The organism is Mycolicibacterium peregrinum, from assembly GCF_001665625.1.
GTDB lineage: Bacteria > Actinomycetota > Actinomycetes > Mycobacteriales > Mycobacteriaceae > Mycobacterium > Mycobacterium peregrinum_B.
The window spans coordinates 1-16,062 of the sequence record NZ_LZSY01000121.1; the positions used below are offsets into that span (position 1 = coordinate 1).

Annotated in this window: 12 protein-coding genes and 1 pseudogene; 5 read left to right on the plus strand and 8 right to left on the minus strand. The window is 66.1% G+C overall.

Going from position 1 to position 16,062, the window contains the following annotated elements; translation table 11 throughout:
* Nucleotides 1-162: 162 nt before the first annotated feature.
* Both A5779_RS20240 and A5779_RS20245 read right to left on the minus strand, forming a co-directional pair.
* Complete coding sequence (locus A5779_RS20240) at nt 163-1,461, minus strand: acyltransferase family protein (protein WP_064885009.1); 1,299 nt, start codon at nt 1,459-1,461, stop codon at nt 163-165.
* A 4-nt stretch (nt 1,462-1,465) separates the two neighbouring features.
* Nucleotides 1,466-2,710: a hypothetical protein gene (locus tag A5779_RS20245; protein ID WP_064885011.1), complete on the minus strand. Its 1,245-nt coding sequence runs from the start codon at nt 2,708-2,710 to the stop codon at nt 1,466-1,468.
* A 203-nt stretch (nt 2,711-2,913) separates the two neighbouring features.
* On the opposite strand from A5779_RS20245, the gene A5779_RS20250 reads away from it, so the two are divergent.
* Nucleotides 2,914-3,561: a VldE C-terminal domain-containing protein gene (locus tag A5779_RS20250; protein WP_236734829.1), complete on the plus strand. Its 648-nt coding sequence runs from the start codon at nt 2,914-2,916 to the stop codon at nt 3,559-3,561.
* Here A5779_RS20250 and A5779_RS20255 read toward each other — a convergent pair.
* On the minus strand, nt 3,558-4,772 hold the full coding sequence (locus tag A5779_RS20255) for an oxygenase MpaB family protein (protein WP_064885015.1): 1,215 nt from the start codon (nt 4,770-4,772) through the stop codon (nt 3,558-3,560). The genes A5779_RS20250 and A5779_RS20255 overlap by 4 nt on opposite strands.
* A gap of 78 nt (nt 4,773-4,850) precedes the next feature.
* Here A5779_RS20255 and A5779_RS20260 point away from each other — a divergent pair, with 78 nt between their 5' ends.
* Nucleotides 4,851-5,489, plus strand: coding sequence for a TetR/AcrR family transcriptional regulator (locus A5779_RS20260; protein WP_064885017.1), 639 nt, complete (start codon nt 4,851-4,853; stop codon nt 5,487-5,489).
* A 1-nt stretch (nt 5,490) separates the two neighbouring features.
* On the opposite strand, the gene A5779_RS20265 is transcribed toward A5779_RS20260, so the two are convergent.
* From A5779_RS20265 to A5779_RS20285, 5 genes are all read right to left on the minus strand, one after another.
* The gene (locus A5779_RS20265) at nt 5,491-5,811 is read right to left on the minus strand and encodes a DUF732 domain-containing protein (protein WP_064885019.1); all 321 of its coding nucleotides are present in this window, start codon (nt 5,809-5,811) and stop codon (nt 5,491-5,493) included.
* A gap of 65 nt (nt 5,812-5,876) precedes the next feature.
* Complete coding sequence (locus A5779_RS20270) at nt 5,877-7,877, minus strand: serine/threonine-protein kinase (RefSeq protein WP_064885021.1); 2,001 nt, start codon at nt 7,875-7,877, stop codon at nt 5,877-5,879.
* Between the two features lies 1 nt (nt 7,878).
* Nucleotides 7,879-8,820, minus strand: coding sequence for a glutamate ABC transporter substrate-binding protein (locus tag A5779_RS20275; RefSeq protein WP_064885023.1), 942 nt, complete (start codon nt 8,818-8,820; stop codon nt 7,879-7,881).
* Nucleotides 8,820-10,127, minus strand: a complete 1,308-nt coding sequence (locus A5779_RS20280; RefSeq protein ID WP_064885025.1) for a GlnX family signal transduction membrane protein — start codon at nt 10,125-10,127, stop codon at nt 8,820-8,822. Before A5779_RS20280 ends, A5779_RS20275 begins: the two co-directional genes overlap by 1 nt.
* 69 nt (nt 10,128-10,196) lie before the next feature.
* On the minus strand, nt 10,197-11,561 hold the full coding sequence (locus A5779_RS20285; protein WP_064885027.1) for a flavin monoamine oxidase family protein: 1,365 nt from the start codon (nt 11,559-11,561) through the stop codon (nt 10,197-10,199).
* 428 nt (nt 11,562-11,989) lie between these two features.
* On the opposite strand from A5779_RS20285, the gene A5779_RS20290 reads away from it, so the two are divergent.
* From A5779_RS20290 to A5779_RS20300, 3 genes and pseudogenes are all read left to right on the plus strand, one after another.
* Nucleotides 11,990-12,562, plus strand: a complete 573-nt coding sequence (locus A5779_RS20290) for a VldE C-terminal domain-containing protein (protein ID WP_064885029.1) — start codon at nt 11,990-11,992, stop codon at nt 12,560-12,562.
* A gap of 171 nt (nt 12,563-12,733) precedes the next feature.
* Nucleotides 12,734-13,180 carry an MmpS family transport accessory protein gene (locus A5779_RS20295; protein ID WP_110777536.1) on the plus strand — a complete coding sequence of 149 codons (447 nt, stop codon included), beginning with the start codon at nt 12,734-12,736 and terminating at the stop codon, nt 13,178-13,180.
* Nucleotides 13,177-16,056 (plus strand): annotated as a pseudogene (locus A5779_RS20300) (MMPL/RND family transporter). Before A5779_RS20295 ends, A5779_RS20300 begins: the two are co-directional and overlap by 4 nt.
* Nucleotides 16,057-16,062 lie beyond the last annotated feature (6 nt).

Consider the following 16,062-nt stretch of genomic DNA (forward strand, 5'->3'; position numbering starts at 1 on the left):
CCGCCCATCACCAAGCGCGCGCGATTACGTGAGGCAACGAACCCGCCTACGCGCGCATCTTGACATGAGGCAACAGGCTGACACGCCGAGGGGTTATCCACAGCGCACGATTCATCCACAGGGTGAGTCATTTCGTTGCACGACATATTCCGTTGCACGACGTTATGAAGCCGCCCGCCCCGCGGTGGCCCGCGCAGCGACGCATGCGAAGGCGAATCCGCCGAGCGCCGACCAGCCCAGCGCACCGTCGAGCCCGTTCTTGGCCATCAGCGTCAACGCGGCGCCGGCCACGCACAGCAGCACACCGGTCAGCACCGACCGCGCGCCCCGAATCTGAACTCGGCTGTCCCACCACGGCAACGGCCGATGCTCCAGCGGTGACAGCAGCCGGAAAGCGATCGCCATGAGAACGGCGAAAACCACTGCGCGCAGGGCGAGGTGGGCCCAGAAGCCCGGAGCATGCGGGTTGAAAGCGTCGAGACCGACGGCGTGCAGGCTGAACGCGGCGATCGCGATCACCGGGATGTGCCACAGGTACAGCGTCATCGCTCCCCCGTTGCCCGTTGCCACCACGCGCCAGACCCGGGGCCTGGCCGCCCAGCGCCGGATCGGGGCTGCGGCGGCAATGAACAGGCACGGCATCCAGATGCAGTGCAGCGCCAGCAGCAGAGTCGGGGGTGACACGTTGGACACCCGCTCGGTTCCGGTGACCACCAGGGAAACGTCGTAAATGCCGGAGAGAGCGACGATTACCTGCACAACGAAGGCAACGACCGCGATTACCAGCGCCCGCAGCGCACAGATCAGGTGCCGCGCGTAGGCCACCCCGATCACGACGGGAATCAGCCAGACGATGATCAGGTTGGCGGTGCCGGCCTCTGGCGTACCGACTGCGAACCGGATGGCATCCACCACCCCGGACGCGGCGAGCAGTCCGGTGACCACCCACGCCAGCGCCCGGCCGGTAGTCAAGCGCATCAGCGCTGGAACGAACGCGAGCGCCACCAGATAGACGCCCAGAAACCACAGCAGCGCCACACATTCGCGCCCGAGGGCTGATGCGGATGCGGCACCCATCGTCGCGCGCACCACCAGCAGGACCACCGTCCACATCGCCAGGTACCAGAACACCGGGCGGCACAGCCGCTGGGCGCGGGCGAGCAGCCATTCACCCCAGGGCCGTCCGTCGCGCCAGCTGTAGGCACCTGCGGCCCCACCAGCCATGAAGAACAACGGCATCACCTGCAGCACCCAGGTGACCGGGGCCAGCGCGGGCAAGGCGCCGAGGATGTTGCCGACCCGCACACCGCTTGAGTCGATGGTCGCCAGCAGCAGTGCGCAGTGCCCGAACATCACCACGAGCAGGGCGCCCAGGCGTGCCACATCGACGGCACGGTCGCGTTCTGGTTTGGTGTCGTGGCTCGCGGCGTCTACCGACGGCACCACATCAGGACTTGCCATGGGTTCAGTCTGCCGGGCACGGGGCCGGTGAGCGATGCGTAGTCCTACCTTGTTTTCCAGGCCGCCGCCTTCGTGGCCACAGCATCAGGCCCGCCGCGAGCAACAACGCCGGGGGCACCGCCGACGCCGCAAACCATGCCGACCGCCCCGAGCCCGCATTCAGTGCCACCTCATTCGCGGGTACCGTGCGCGCCCACGCGATGAACGCATCAGCCACGGGGAGAACTCCAAACAGATACCGCGTGGTGCGAATACCCACCGGTACCCCGAGCAGCTCGACCTGCCGAGTCAGCCGGCCGGCCAGATCGCGATCGCCGTTGGCTCGCGCCGCCGCCAACCCGACCGCCGAGGCACTCAGGCTCACCCCGAAGATCAATGGGCCACTGTCGACGTCCGCGTCGCCGCCGGTGCCGGACGGGTACTCCAGAATTCCGGCCAGACCAGCCTTGCTGGTGACGAACCTGTCTGAAAAGCGCTGCCACTGATCGTCTTTGATTCCGACCACGTCATCGACCGAAGGCCAGAAGGTCTGGACGATGGCTTGTGAAGACCCCCGTGGTCCGGTGAGCGCGTGAGCGCGGGCATCGACCTGGTGCGGCAGCAGGCCCGTGTCCGGATCGGCCGCGGCCAACGCCCGCTCGCGCCAGTCGGCCAGATCCTGGCGCCATGGCAGATCGAGTAGCGAGATCGCCTGTCCGAGGGCTCCCGCTGCCACGACCGAATCACACGGCCAGAATTGCCCTGGATAACTGGCCGGGAATGGCGAATCCGGTTGTGCCAAAGCCGAATGCACGACGTCGGCCCGATCCCGCACTGCTGCACGGTCGGAGTCAGAGTCCGATGCCCGTGCGATGGCGACAGCCAGCGCCAGTGACCAGCCCGCTGCGAAAATCCCGTGCTCCGGGGCCATTCCGCGGCCGAAAACCGCCACAGATTCCGGGGTTTCGACGGCGGCGAGCCGAGTCCTGGCCCGGGCCAGATAACCGGCGGATCGCGGGTCTGCGCCGAGCTGCGCGGCGACCTGAGCCTCGGCCAGACCGGTCAGCACCCTGGTGAAGTACTCGCCCTCCGGGAACAGGGCCTGCATTTCGGTGTCACGACCTGATCCCAGGGCTGAGTCAAGGAATCCGAGTTGACGTTCTGCCCGGTCAGGCAGGGGTCCGAACCCGATGTAGAGCACATGAACCAGGGAGACCAGTCCGAGCACCACCACCAACGTCGCGGCCGCCATCCGCGCCCGTGTGAGCATCTTGGCAGTGTAGGAGGCCGGATCATCGTCGGCGGATGATGCAGCCCCTCGCGGCCGCCGATGCGGCTCTGCGCAGCTACGTCGACAACACATTTCCCGACCCCGCCCGGTACCCCTACCCGACCGAGGGCGTGGGCTGACAGCTAACGAACAATAGGCGCACGGATCGCGAAGAACGCCCGCCGCGGCGCTGACAGCAGTAGATTGCTGCCGTGGGGAAACGACTGTTGGCCGGCGGCCGGGGACGCTTGCTGGCGCTTGCCGCCTCCGTCACCCTCGCTGCGGGCATGGTGTATGTGCAGAACACCGCGCCGAAGTGTTGTGCAGAAGTCCCGGCCGCGGCACCGCCCACCAGCCAGCAACCGGCACCAGTGGCCGCGCAGGCCGAGTTGGTGGCGGCCAGTGCGCCCGTCGTCGCCCGCGATTTCCAGTTCTCCCTGCCGAAAGGCCCGGCCCCGGAGGGTGGGCTCCAGGTCAAGACGATCTGGGTGGCCCGCGCCATCGCCGTGATGTTCCCCGAGATCACCACCATCGGTGGGTATCGCCAAGATGCGTTGAAGTGGCACCCCAACGGTCTCGCGATCGACGTGATGATCCCGAACTATCACTCCAAAGAGGGCATCGCCCTCGGCAATCAGATCGCCGGTTTCGCATTAGCCAATGCCAAGCGCTGGGGTGTGCTGCACGTGATCTGGCGCCAGGGCCTCTATCCGGGGATCGGCGCGCCCCATTGGACCGCCGACTACGGCAACGAGACCCTCAACCACTTCGACCACGTCCACATCGCCACCGACGGCGGTGGATATCCCACCGGGCACGAGTCTTACTTCATAGGCTCGATGAGCCGCTAGGCTGCGCTACTCACGTGAACTGCCGACTCACCGATGTTGGCTGCGCCGTTGCCGATGATCGTGCGTAGCAGGGCTTGTTGCTCGCGTTGTCCCCTGGAGACCGCGCGTTCCATGCCGCCCGGCGACGCCATCGCCGAGGCGCTGCGGATCAGGTTGACCGGAAGCCTCAACAACGGATACCACGGCGGCATGTAAGTCGGAAGGCCCAACATGCGCATGGCGCTCGGGCCGAGGAACGCGCTGGTGATCGACAGATGCTGGGCCCACGCCAGGCGGCGGCGCAGGCTCCGGACCCCGCTGTAGTGCCATGACAGGGGGTCCTGCGCCATCGGAACCGACAGCTGCTGCGTGGTCTCGTCAGGAACTGCCAGTGCGGTCGAGGTGTGATAGAGCACGCGGATGCTGTCCCGGAAGCTGCGGGGCAGCCATTCGTCCTCGACGCCGATCAACCAGCCGACGTAGCGGGTCAGGTGGGCGATGGCGTCGAGTTCGCCTGGTGCAGGGACGATTCCCATCGCGAGTGAAGCCACCGGAGGCGCGACGAGTGCGCCGACCAACGTCGCGGCCATATCGGTCTGGTTGACCGGTAAGCCCCACTCTTCGGCGCGCCAGTCCGGCATCGCCGCCACGTGTCGCCGCACGAAAGCGTGGATCAACCGGACGTGCAAGGTGGACCGGTAACCGACGCCCAACGGCTCGAGACCTCCGTCGGAGATGACGTCCATCGCCCACTGCATCGTTTCGGCGAACCGCTTGTTCGAACCCTTTTCCAGGGCGCCCGTACGGAGCAGCGTCTTGTTGAATCCGGAGAACTGGTAACCGCCGAGCAGTGAGACATCCCGCGCGATCGACATGCCGTCCGAGCCACCGCGCAGCAGGGCGCGACGGCCCTTGCGCAGCTTGTCCGGGTCCACCCATTCCGGGATGGTCTCCACGCGGAGGAAGAACTCGCGCAACGGTTCCGGAGCGTCCGGAACATTGCCGACGCCTTCGGCGAGCGCCTTTTCGAACAGGGGACGCATCTGCGCCATTCCCGCCGACGACATCCATTCGACGAGACGGTCCATCGGCTCGTCGCCGACGGTCAGCCGCTCGCCGAGCCTGCGCCACTGCTGCGCGTCGGGGTTACGGATGCCCAGCATCATCGCGAACGATCGCATGGCGCCGGGAACGGCACGGGGCCGGTCGGGATGACGAGCCGGGACGTTCATCGGCGACCTCCTGGTACAGACCCCACGCGAGTGACTACGTACGTAGTCAGAATCTAGGCCCCAGGTAGGGTGATGTCAATGAAGCGCGTACAGGTGGTGCGCGGCTACGGCGGCGTCAGTGCGGCCGACCGCCGCACAGAACGGCGAGGCAAGCTGCTCGCCGCCGGACGGCAGATCTGGGGCGAATCGGGGATCACCGAGGTGACCGTACGTGCGGTCTGCAGTGCTGCCGGGTTGACTTCACGCTACTTCTACGAGCAGTTCGAAACCCGAGACGCGTTGCTGTACGCCATTTCCGACGATGTGCGGGATCAGCTGCTGACTGCGCTGGTGAACGCCGGTGTAGGCGACCCTGGCACGCTGACCGACAAACTGCGCTCGGCCCTCACCGCGTTCCTGAACATCATCGAGGCCGATCCGCACATCCACCGCATCGCCACCGGCGATGTCAGCAGCGTCGCCGGGCTGACAGAGCATCGCACGCACATCCTGGAGATGATCACCGGCCTGATCGTCCAACTCACCCCGGATGTACTGACCACGGCCGCTCCGGATCCGGCCGCGCTACGCCGTGGGGCACAGTTCATGGTCGGCGGCGTGAACCAGATCATCGAAGCCTGGCTGGAGAATCCCACCGAAACGCCGGAGAAACTCGCGGCCGAATGTGCCGACCTCTGCGTTGCCGTGGTGCACGGGGTCACGCGGTCGGACGACTGACTCAGGCGCCCGGCGGCACCGCGACATCCGGGCAGAAGTTGTGCAGTGCCGCGGATACCACGAGCCTGGCCTTGTCGAACGGATAGGCCGACCGGGCCTCGGCGATCTGCATCGCCAGATCATCGGGACGCATCGACGGATCTTCGTGTGCCGTCAGGCATGCCTGCTGTCCGAGCTGGAGCAGGACGTCACGGTTGGCATCGGAGACCGGCAGCCCGACGGCGGAGACCTCGGCGAGAAAGCTCTGATCATCGGCGACTGCTACCGGAGCCGAGACGAGGGCGACAGCAACTGCCACCACGGCGATCATCAGCGTCTTCATGCCCGTCACTGTGGCAGATCCGGTTCGGGATTCAGGGGACGCGCGCCGCCAACAGTGCCGTGCTCTCACATCCAGCTCGGCGGCCGGATCGAATTCGCCACGTGCACAAGGCGGTAGCGGTGACGGCGCCGCGGTGAGTGCCGTGCGAGTTCCCTCAGCACCTCCTCGACACCGACGCGTAGACCGTGGTTGTCGAAGGGGTGGTCGAGAAGCGGTTCGTCGGAGGCTTTCACACCGCCGGAGCGGAGCCAGTCGAGGGCGATACCGAGGACGAACGCGCGGATCTGCAGCACGCGCGCCTCGGTCTCGGGCAGTCCGGCCACCCGCCGCGCAGCATCGCGCAGGTCCGCCTCGGTGATCTCCGCGCCTGGGCGCCCGTCGAGCCGCAGGACCACCGACGTCAGTTGGGCTTCACCGTAATGCCGTGAGGTCACCGGCACCTGGTCGAGCACTTCGATTGCGCCGGCGCGGTCACCGTGGCCGGCGAGCACCCGGGCCAGGCCGAACGCCGCACTCACCATCGCATGGTCGGTACGCCACAAGGTTCGGTAGGCCCGTTCGGCCAACTGCCACAAGCGTTTCGCATCCCGTACGTCGTCTGTGTCGAGCAGCAGTTCGGCCGTCGCGGCGGCTGCCAACTTGGGTGCTGCTTCGCCGGGAAGCAGTGCGACGACCCGCTCGAAACATGCCAGGGCTGCCTCCAGATCACCGGTCTGCAGGCCGTCGATCCCGTCGTCCCATTCGACTCGCCAGTCCTCGTCGGGCTCCTCGACCGGCATGGGTTCCGGCAGGGCGGCTGCGACGGCACGAGCGTCCAGCGCAGCGGTGCGCTGCCGGCCGTCGACGAACACGTCGGTGCCCTGCAACGCCAGATCGGCGCCGAAGGTGGAACGTGGCGGGCTGAACAGCGTCGACGTCCGGGGACACGGCGCCCCTGTCTGCTCGGCGAGGATTTCGTGCAGCACTCCCCGGCACTGGTCGGCCATCTCGTCCACTGACGAGAACCTTTGCATTGGACGGGGGTTGGTGGCACGGACGAGGAGCCGGTAGAACGACTCGTACCTTTCGAACAGCGGCACCTCGTCACGGCTGGGCAATGTCTCGGCGTAGCGGTCGTTGGACAGGTCGACGGTCAGCTTGGCCAGCGTTCGGCCGACCGTGTAGACGTCGGTGGCGACAGTGGGTCCGGTCCGGACGATCTCAGGTGCCTGGAATCCTTTGGTGCCGTACATGTATCCGAATTCCTCGATGCCCGACACGGCACCCATGTCGATCAGCTCGACATTGTCCTCGGTGAGCATGATGTTGTCCGGCTTGAGGTCGTTGTAGACCAGGCCGAGGGAGTGCAGGTACGCCAGTGACGGCATGACGTCGAGCAGATAGGCGAGCGCCTCCTCCACCGGCATCATCTGTCTGGCTTCTCCGCCCGACGCGGGCTGCTTCTTCGCAAGGATGGCTTCCAAAGTCGTTCCGCCGATGTACTCCATCACGATGTAACCGACGGGACGACCATCGAATCCCGGGTGCTCGACGAAGTTGTAGATCTTGACGATGCCGGGGTGATTGACCATCGCGAGGAATTGCCGTTCGGCGACAGCGATCTCCTGCGCCTGCTGCCCGCTGGGTTGAAGCAATCCCTTCAGCACCACCCACCGGTCGCTGACATTGCGGTCGATCGCCAGATAGATCCAGCCGACACCGCCGTGCGCGATGCAGCCCTGGACGTCGTACTGACCTGCCACCAACTCCCCGGCCTCCAGCTGCGGCGAGAACGAGAACACCGCGCCGCAATCCGGACACACCCCGTCGCAGGGGCCGGGGTGTCCGGCACTCCCCCGTCCCACCGGACGCCCACAGCCCGGGCACTCCCGTTTCGCCTCGGCAACAACCGGATTGGTGAGGATGGCACTGGCGGGTTCGATATCCTCCCGAATCGGGACCTCGACCAGGCCGTCGCCGACCCGCCGCCGGCCGGTACGCAGCCGCGGACGGGTTGTCGTCCCCTCGGCCTTGACCGGTGTCGATTCGGTCACCAGGACGGCTCGTGTGCCCGCTTCCCCTGCCATGTCAGTCCCGGTACCTCGGCTCCGGCGGACGCGGCGCAGCGCCCAGAACGTTGAGCCACCTGCGATACAGCGACAGCCAGGTCCCGTCCCGCCTTATACGTTCCAGGGTCCCGTTGACCGCGCGGACCAGATCCTCGCGGGACTTGTTCATCCCGATGCCGTAGGGCTCGCCCTCGAGGCTTGGGCCGACCAGGTGCAGGTTGGGATCCTGGACCGCCATGCCGGCCAGTATCGAGTCGTCGGTACTGACCGCGTCGGTCTGCCCCTGCTGCAGCGCCACCAAGCAGTCGTCCCAATTCTGAACCGCGAGCAGGGTCGCTTCGGGCGCCACCCGGGCGACCGTGGCCAGCGAGGTGGTGTCCACCTGTGAACAAACGCGTTTCCCGGCCAGATCTCCCGGCCCCTCGACCGGCGAATCCTTCGGCACCAGCAACCGCTGCTGCGCATCGAGATACACCGTCGAGAAGGCGATCTGCTCCGCGCGAGCACACGTGATCGTCATCGCCTTCACGACGATGTCGACGGCCCCGTCTTGCACCGCACTGATGCGCTCGGGTGAGGTCAGCAGGCGGAACTCCACCTTGCCTGGATCACCGAGCAGATCGCGGGCCACCTCACGTGCGATGTCGACGTCGAAGCCCTGCAGCTCACCCGAAACCGGATCGCGAAAACTCATCAGGTTGGTGCTCTGGTCGATGCCGACCACCAGTCGGCCCCGCTGCCGGATCGCCTGAACGGCGGGGCCGGACACCGTCGACGGACGCAAACTCGCTGTGGCATCGCAACTCTCGACCGGCACGCCTGACACCCGTGACGCAACGGCGGCGCCGCTGGGCAGCGGTACCGTGGTGAGCGAGGCGGACACCTGGACAAGTGGCTGCGCCGTGGCGCATCCGGCCATCACGGTCGCGGCGAGCAGGACAATTCCGGCGACGGCGCGCATCAGTGGTACTCGCTCAGTCTCGGCGCGACACCGGCGGCAACCGCAAGTGCGGCCAGCACACTGATGGCTGCGGCACCGGCGGGAAGCGCACTCAGCGCCGCGTAGGCGCGGGTGATCCCGTCGCGTTGCCGATCGCGCAGGCGGCCGATGTCGGTTCCCAAAGCCGTGTCGAGCCTGCCGAACTGGGCCGTGGAGTGCTGCGGCCCGCCGTCCCTCGCGATCACCACCGCTCCGGTGTAATCGCCTCGGCCCAACAGTCTTCGGGCCTCGGCATGCGATGCCTTCCAGCGCCGCAGTGCTTCTTGTGCCCCGTCCACGGGGTGCTTGTCGAGTAGCCGGCTGACATCGGTGGTGCGCTGTTCGAATCGGACTTCGGAGAGTGGGTCGGACCCGCGTTCGAGCAGCCCGAGGATCTCATCGGCGCGGGCCTGCTGGACCAGAATCCGAGCAGCCACCGCTGATTCCAATGGCTCGCCGCCTTCGGTGCGGGCGCTGTCGACCGCGTTCGTCACCACCAGCCCGGCCACTGCCAACCACACCGCGAGCACCATCATCAACACCGATGCCACCACCAGACCCGGATTGAGGCGCCGATGACTGCGCCTGGCGAGAAACACCTGCGCCACCACCAACAACCCCACCACGAGCGCGGCTGCCGCGATCAACACCCAGGGTGTGGCAGCCGACCGCCCCGACGCCGTGACAGCCTCGGCCTGCGTCCGGTACAGCTGCTCGGCATCGGGCAGGATGGACTCCTGGAGCAGCGTGGACGATTCGCTGAGGTACCCCACGCCGATCGGGCGGCCCCCGCGGTTCGTCGCCCGGGCAGTCGCCATCATGCCGGTGTACACCGCCAGTTGGTTGGACAGGTCGGTGAGCAGCGTCAGCGATCGGATGTCGTTGGGCGACACCCCATTCGATGCGGTGACCAGACCGGCCGACGCCTCCCCTACGGACGCGTCGTAACGCTCACGGACCTCGCGCGGTTCGACGCCACCGGCCAGGAACGCGGTGGCCGCGGTGGTGTTGGCCGATGACAGCGCACTGTAGATCCGTTGCGCCGCGTCGGCCAGCGGCTCGGTGTGCGACCGCAGAGACTCCAGCTGGCGTTGCCGGCTCGACTCCATCGCCGACGCCGCCACGCCCACAACCAGAATTGCCGCCACCAGTACGACGGCCAGCACCGCTATCCGGCCGGGTGTGGCCCGCAGGAAATCGACGATCGGCCGATCTTGTTCCTCGGCGTCGGCAAGCACGGACTCGTCGAGTGTGAGCGTCTGCCGACTCTCCGACTCACCGCTGTGCACTCGACATCACCTCGCCGCAGGCTGGTCCGAATTGCACGGTAACCCCCGTCAACGCGCTACGCGGGCTTATTACGCGGCCGCCACGCTCTCGGCGGCCAACACCTCCGCGGCCGCGCGCTCGCCCGAGCGAACCGCGCCGTCGATCCACCCACACATGACGGCCGAACTCTCCGTGCCGGCCCAGTGAATGCGCCCGCACGGCTCCCGGAGGGCATGGCCGAATTCGGTCAGTACACCCGGCGGTGCGTGGCTGATCATCCCGCCGCCCGAGTAACGCTCCACTGTCCAGTTCTGCTCGTGGTAACTGATCGGAGAGGCGGCCTTCGGACCGAAGCGGTCGATCAACTCGCCGATGACCACGGATTTGCGTTCCGCAGCATCGAGCAGACCGAGCCGCCGGGCGGCAGGGCCTTCGGTGATGACGCACATGATCCCCGGGGTGCCGGTGTCGGTGCACGCGTCGATGGTCAGTGTCGCCGGACTGCCGGGTGCCGCCGACTGCCCGCACAGCCCGTCCGCCCGCCAGAACGCCGTGTCGTAGACGACCGAGATCTTGAAGACCGCACCGCTGGGCATCCGTTGATGGAGAAACATCCGGTCGACGGGAAGCATTGGCTCATAGGTGATCTGACTCGCCACGGCCAACGGGACAGCGACGATCGCCTGCCGGGCCCGCACTGTCATGCCGTCGGCATGGACCGTCACGCCGTCGTCCTCCTGGGCGATGAGGTGAACCGGTTGCGAAAGATGCAGTGCCTCACCCAGTTCGGTGGCCATCGGCCCGTAGACGGCCCCCATGCCACCACGCACCCGTGCATCCTGGGCCCCGCCCCGATTGGAGATGACGAATCCAGGCCCGCCGCCCGACCCCATCTGGTGCAGCGCCCACAACAACGACACCTCGGATCCCGCCGAGGTGTAGACACCGGCCAGCGCCATGTCGAGCATCTCGCGCGCCTGCTTGGAGCGCATATGACGGTTGATCCACTCGCCCAGGCTGATCCGGTCCCACTCGACCGCCTTCTTCGCCTCCCACGGGGCATCGAAGGGAATCGTCTTGCACATCAGCTCCACTTCGAGCAGTCCGGCGCCGAGGTTGGCGATCGCCCACGGACTCATCGCCCACGGAATCGTGCCGGAATAGCGGTGTTGCTTGCCGTCCATGACCATCATCGCGTTGCCGTCGACGTACTCCTTGTATTCCTCGACGCCGAACTCGTCCATCAGCGCTTTGATGCGGTCCTGTCCCGGTCCGATCCAGGCCCCTCCTCGGTCGATCCAGGTGCCGTCCGGCAGCACCTCGGTGAAGGTGCGGCCACCGACCCGGTCACGTGCCTCAAGCAGCGCCACGGAGCGGCCCGACAGCTTCAGCCGCAGGGCCGCGGTCAAGCCCGCGAACCCCGCACCCACTACGCAACAGTCGACATCTGTCATGGGTCGCCTCCCCGTTTTCGACGGGCCAGATTCGCTCAAATTACGCCGTCGTCAGCTGCTCCGGAGGCACTGTTGACCGACAGGTGTGGTAAATGCCATAAATTTTGCCGACCTGGGCACAGGTCACTCCCATCGAGATGGGCCACCGCCACCGCGAACATCGAACCGACACCCTGACATTTGACCGGGCGGACGGCTGTGCAATGATGCTTGACCTGCTAATTCACCAGGGCTGGCCCATTTTTTGCGTCCGGCTCTCCCGACTCCCGGGCTCGTCAAGCAATGGTTGACGACTGACCGCCGAACTGGTTGCCATCGACAGCACCAGAGAACTTCGCGATTCCGGTGATCATCGACCCCGCCGGTAGGGTCCGGTCCTCGTGGGTAGACACCAGTTGAAAAAGGATCGGCGTCGCCGGTCTGCAGCCATGGCTGCGGTCGTCGTGCCTGCCGCCGTACTCATCGTCGTCGGCGCAGACACCGCGCCGGCCACCCAGGGCGACACCGAGGTCGTGCCGGCAGCGGCCGTCCAGCCCGTCGTCACCCGTGCCGCCCCGGCAGTACCGGCCGAGCGGGCCGTTCGCCGGAACATGAGGTTCCCGCTACCCGCCGGCCGGGCCTCCGAAAAGGGCCTGCAGGTCGAGACCATCCTGGCCGCCCGCGCGGTCAGCGCGAGGTTCCCCCAGATTCTGGACATCGGCGGGGTCCGGGCCGATTCGATGAAGTGGCACCCGAACGGGCAGGCGATCGACGTGATGATCCCGAACTACGCCACCCCGGAAGGTAAAGCGCTCGGAGACAAGATCGTCGGATACGTCCTCGACAACGCCGATCGGTTCGGTGTGAACCACGTGATCTTCCGGCAACAGATCTACTCCCGCGGCAGGGCTCCCAGAATGATGTCGGACCGCGGCGGCGTCACCGCCAACCACTTCGACCACGTTCACATCGCCACCAACGGCGGTGGATTCCCCACCGGGCACGAAACGTACCTGACGTAACTCCCGCGGCTCGCCCGCCATCCGAATTCCCAGCTTTCACACAGGAAAAATCCGCCGCCGCAAGGTTGTGGTGTCCGGCTGCGTGCCATAACGTCAACCTAGTTGATTAGCCGTCCTAGAGGAGCTGTCCCTTACCGTCCGCGCCTGGTCCACGCTACGAAAGGGTCACGGATGCAACGGGTTTCGTTCATTCGTCGACTCGGCCAACGCTGGATGGTGCTGGTGGCGATAGTCGTGCTGCTGGTGGCTGGATTCGTGGTGAATCGGCTGCACGGCATCTTCGCGTCGCACGACGTCACCTCCACCCCCAGCGGTTCGGTGAACGACATCGTCCCGTTCAACCCCAAGCATGTGGTCATCGAAGTCTTCGGTCCGCCAGGCACGGTAGCCACCATCACCTACCTGGACGTCAACGCCCAACCTCAGCGCGCCGACGCGGTCACCCTGCCGTGGGCCTATGACACGACCACCACCCAACCCGCGGTGTTCGTCAATGTCCAAGCCCAAGGCGACAGCAGTTCGATCGGGTGCCGGATCAAGATCGACGACGTGATCAAGGACGAGAGAACAGTGAACACCTTGAACGCCTACACCTCGTGCCTGGACAAGTCCGGATGAGCACCCACCGGGTTCCGGACCTCATCCGGCGGTTCTCAGTGGTCATCGCACTGTTCTGGCTGGGCCTGGCGGTGGTGACGAACGTCTTCGTGCCACAGCTCGAGACCGTCGCCGAGTCGCACAACGTGTCGCTGAGTCCCCAGGACGCGCCATCGCTGCAAGCCGCCAAGCGGATCGGCAAGGTGTTCGACGAATTCGATTCCGACAGTTCGGCGATGATCGTCCTGGAGGGCGATCAACCGCTCGGTGCCGATGCACACCACTACTACGACGGCTTGGTCCAGAAGCTCCGCGAGGACACCAAGCACGTCCAGCACATCCAGGATTTCTGGGGAGATCCGCTGACGGCGGCGGGCTCGCAGAGCACTGACGGCAAGGCCGCACTGGTGCAGGTATACCTCGCCGGCAACCAGGGTGAGTCGCTTGCAAATGAGTCCGTCGACTCGGTGCGCAACATCGTCAACCAGACGACGCCGCCACCGGGCGTCAAGGCCTATGTCACCGGCGCCGCTCCCCTGGTCACCGACCAGTTCGAGGTGGGCCGCCACGGAACCCTGAGAACCACGCTGATCACCATCGGGGTCATCGCGGTGATGTTGTTCTCGCTCTACCGCCGGCTCACCACGGTGTTCTTTGTGATCTTCACGGTGATGATCGAGCTGACCGCATCCCGTGGTGTCGTCGCGGTACTCGCCAACGCCGGGATCATCGAGCTGTCAACGTATTCGACCAATCTGCTGACGCTGCTGGTCATCGCCGCCGGCACCGACTACGCGATCTTCATCCTCGGCCGGTTCCACGAAGCGCGTCATGCCGGGCAGGACCGCGTCACCGCGTTCAACACGATGTACCACGGAACCGCACACATCATCCTGGGTTCGGGTCTGACGATCGCCGGGGCGGTGCTGTGCCTGACGTTCACTCGCCTCCCGTACTTCCAGAGCCTCGGTATTCCCGCCGGCACCGGCGTGCTGGTCGCAGTGGTTGCGGCGTTGACCCTGGCGCCGGCATTGCTGGTCATCGGCCGCCATTTCGGTCTGTTCGAGCCTGCCCGCGCGATGCGCACCCGGGGTTGGCGACGCATCGGGACGGCGATCGTCCGCTGGCCCGGACCCATCCTGGCGGTGACGATCGCGGTGGCCCTCATCGGCCTGCTCGCCCTGCCGCGTTATCAGACGAGTTACGACGCGCGGCCCTACATGCCTGCCAGCGCTCCGGCCAACGTCGGCTACGCCGCCGCCGAACGCCACTTCTCACAGGCCCGGCTCAATCCCGAACTGCTGATGATCGAAGCGGATCACGATCTGCGCAATTCGACCGACATGATCCTGCTGGAACGCGTCGCCAAAGCCGTCTTCCACACCGACGGCATCGCCCAGGTGCAGTCCATCACCCGCCCGCTCGGTACCCCACTGGACCATACGTCGATCCCGTTCCAGATCAGCGCGGGCAGCGCACAGCAGATCAACAACCTGCCCTTTCAGCAGGCCCGCACCGCTGATCTGCTCAAACAGGTTGGTGTGATCAACAATTCGATCGACATCCTGCGTCAGCAGTACGCCCTGCAGCAACAGTCGGCCGCCGTCACCGACGAGCAGGCCAAGGCCTTCCAGCAGACCGTCGCCACGGCGCAGAGCCTGCGCGACAAAATCGCCGACTTCGACGATCAGTTCCGCCCGTTGCGCAACTACTTCTACTGGGAGCCGCACTGTTTCGACATTCCCATGTGCGCCGCGTTGCGGTCGGTCTTCGATGCGCTCGACGGTATCGACGAACTGACCGACCAGCTGGCCAACGTCTCGGGGAGCATTTCGAAATTGGATGCGCTGCAACCGAAATTGCTTGCTCTCATCCCGCCTCAGATCGCCAGCCAGCAGACCAACCGCGACCTGACCATGACCAACTTCGCCACGAACTCGGGCATCAACGCGCAGACGGAGGCCGCGCTGGAGAATGCCACCGCGCTGGGCCAGGCCTACGACGCCTCGAAAACCGATGACTCGTTCTACCTACCGCCGGAGGCATTCACCAACCCCGAATTCCAGCGCGGTATGAAGCTGTTCATGTCTCCGGACGGCAAGGCCGCCCGCATGATCATCACTCACGACGGCGATCCCGCTACACCGGAGGGCATTTCGCACATCGATGCCATCCGGCACGCCGCCCAGGGAGCCGTCAAGGGCACGCCCCTGGCCGGATCAAAGATCTACCTCGCCGGCACCGCGGCGACCTACAAGGACATTCAGGACGGCGCCAAATACGACCTCATGATCGCCGCCATCGCCGCGCTCAGCCTGATCCTGCTGGTGATGATGTTCATCACCCGCAGCATCGTCGCCGCACTCGTCATCGTGGGGACCGTGGCACTGTCGCTGGGCGCCTCGTTCGGGCTCTCGGTACTGATCTGGCAGGACCTGTTCGGCATCGACCTGTTCTGGATCGTGCTGGCGCTGGCCGTGATCCTGCTGTTGGCGGTCGGCTCGGACTACAACCTCCTCCTGGTCTCGCGCTTCAAGGAGGAGATACATGCCGGGTTGAACACCGGCATCATCCGATCGATGGCCGGCTCCGGCGCGGTGGTGACCTCGGCCGGTCTGGTCTTCGCCGCGACCATGGCGTCGTTCATCTTCGCCGACCTTCGGGTCCTCGGTTAGATCGGCACCACGATCGCCCTCGGTCTGCTGTTCGACACGCTGATCGTGCGGTCGTTCATGACGCCGTCCATTGCCACACTGCTCGGCCGATGGTTCTGGTGGCCACTGCGGATCCGGCCGCGGCCGGCGAGCCAGATGCTGCAGCCGTACGGATCACGCGCCTCGGTTCGCCAGCTTCTACTGTGGGAGGACGACGACGCGGCGGCTCCGTCCCCGAAGTGACGGAAG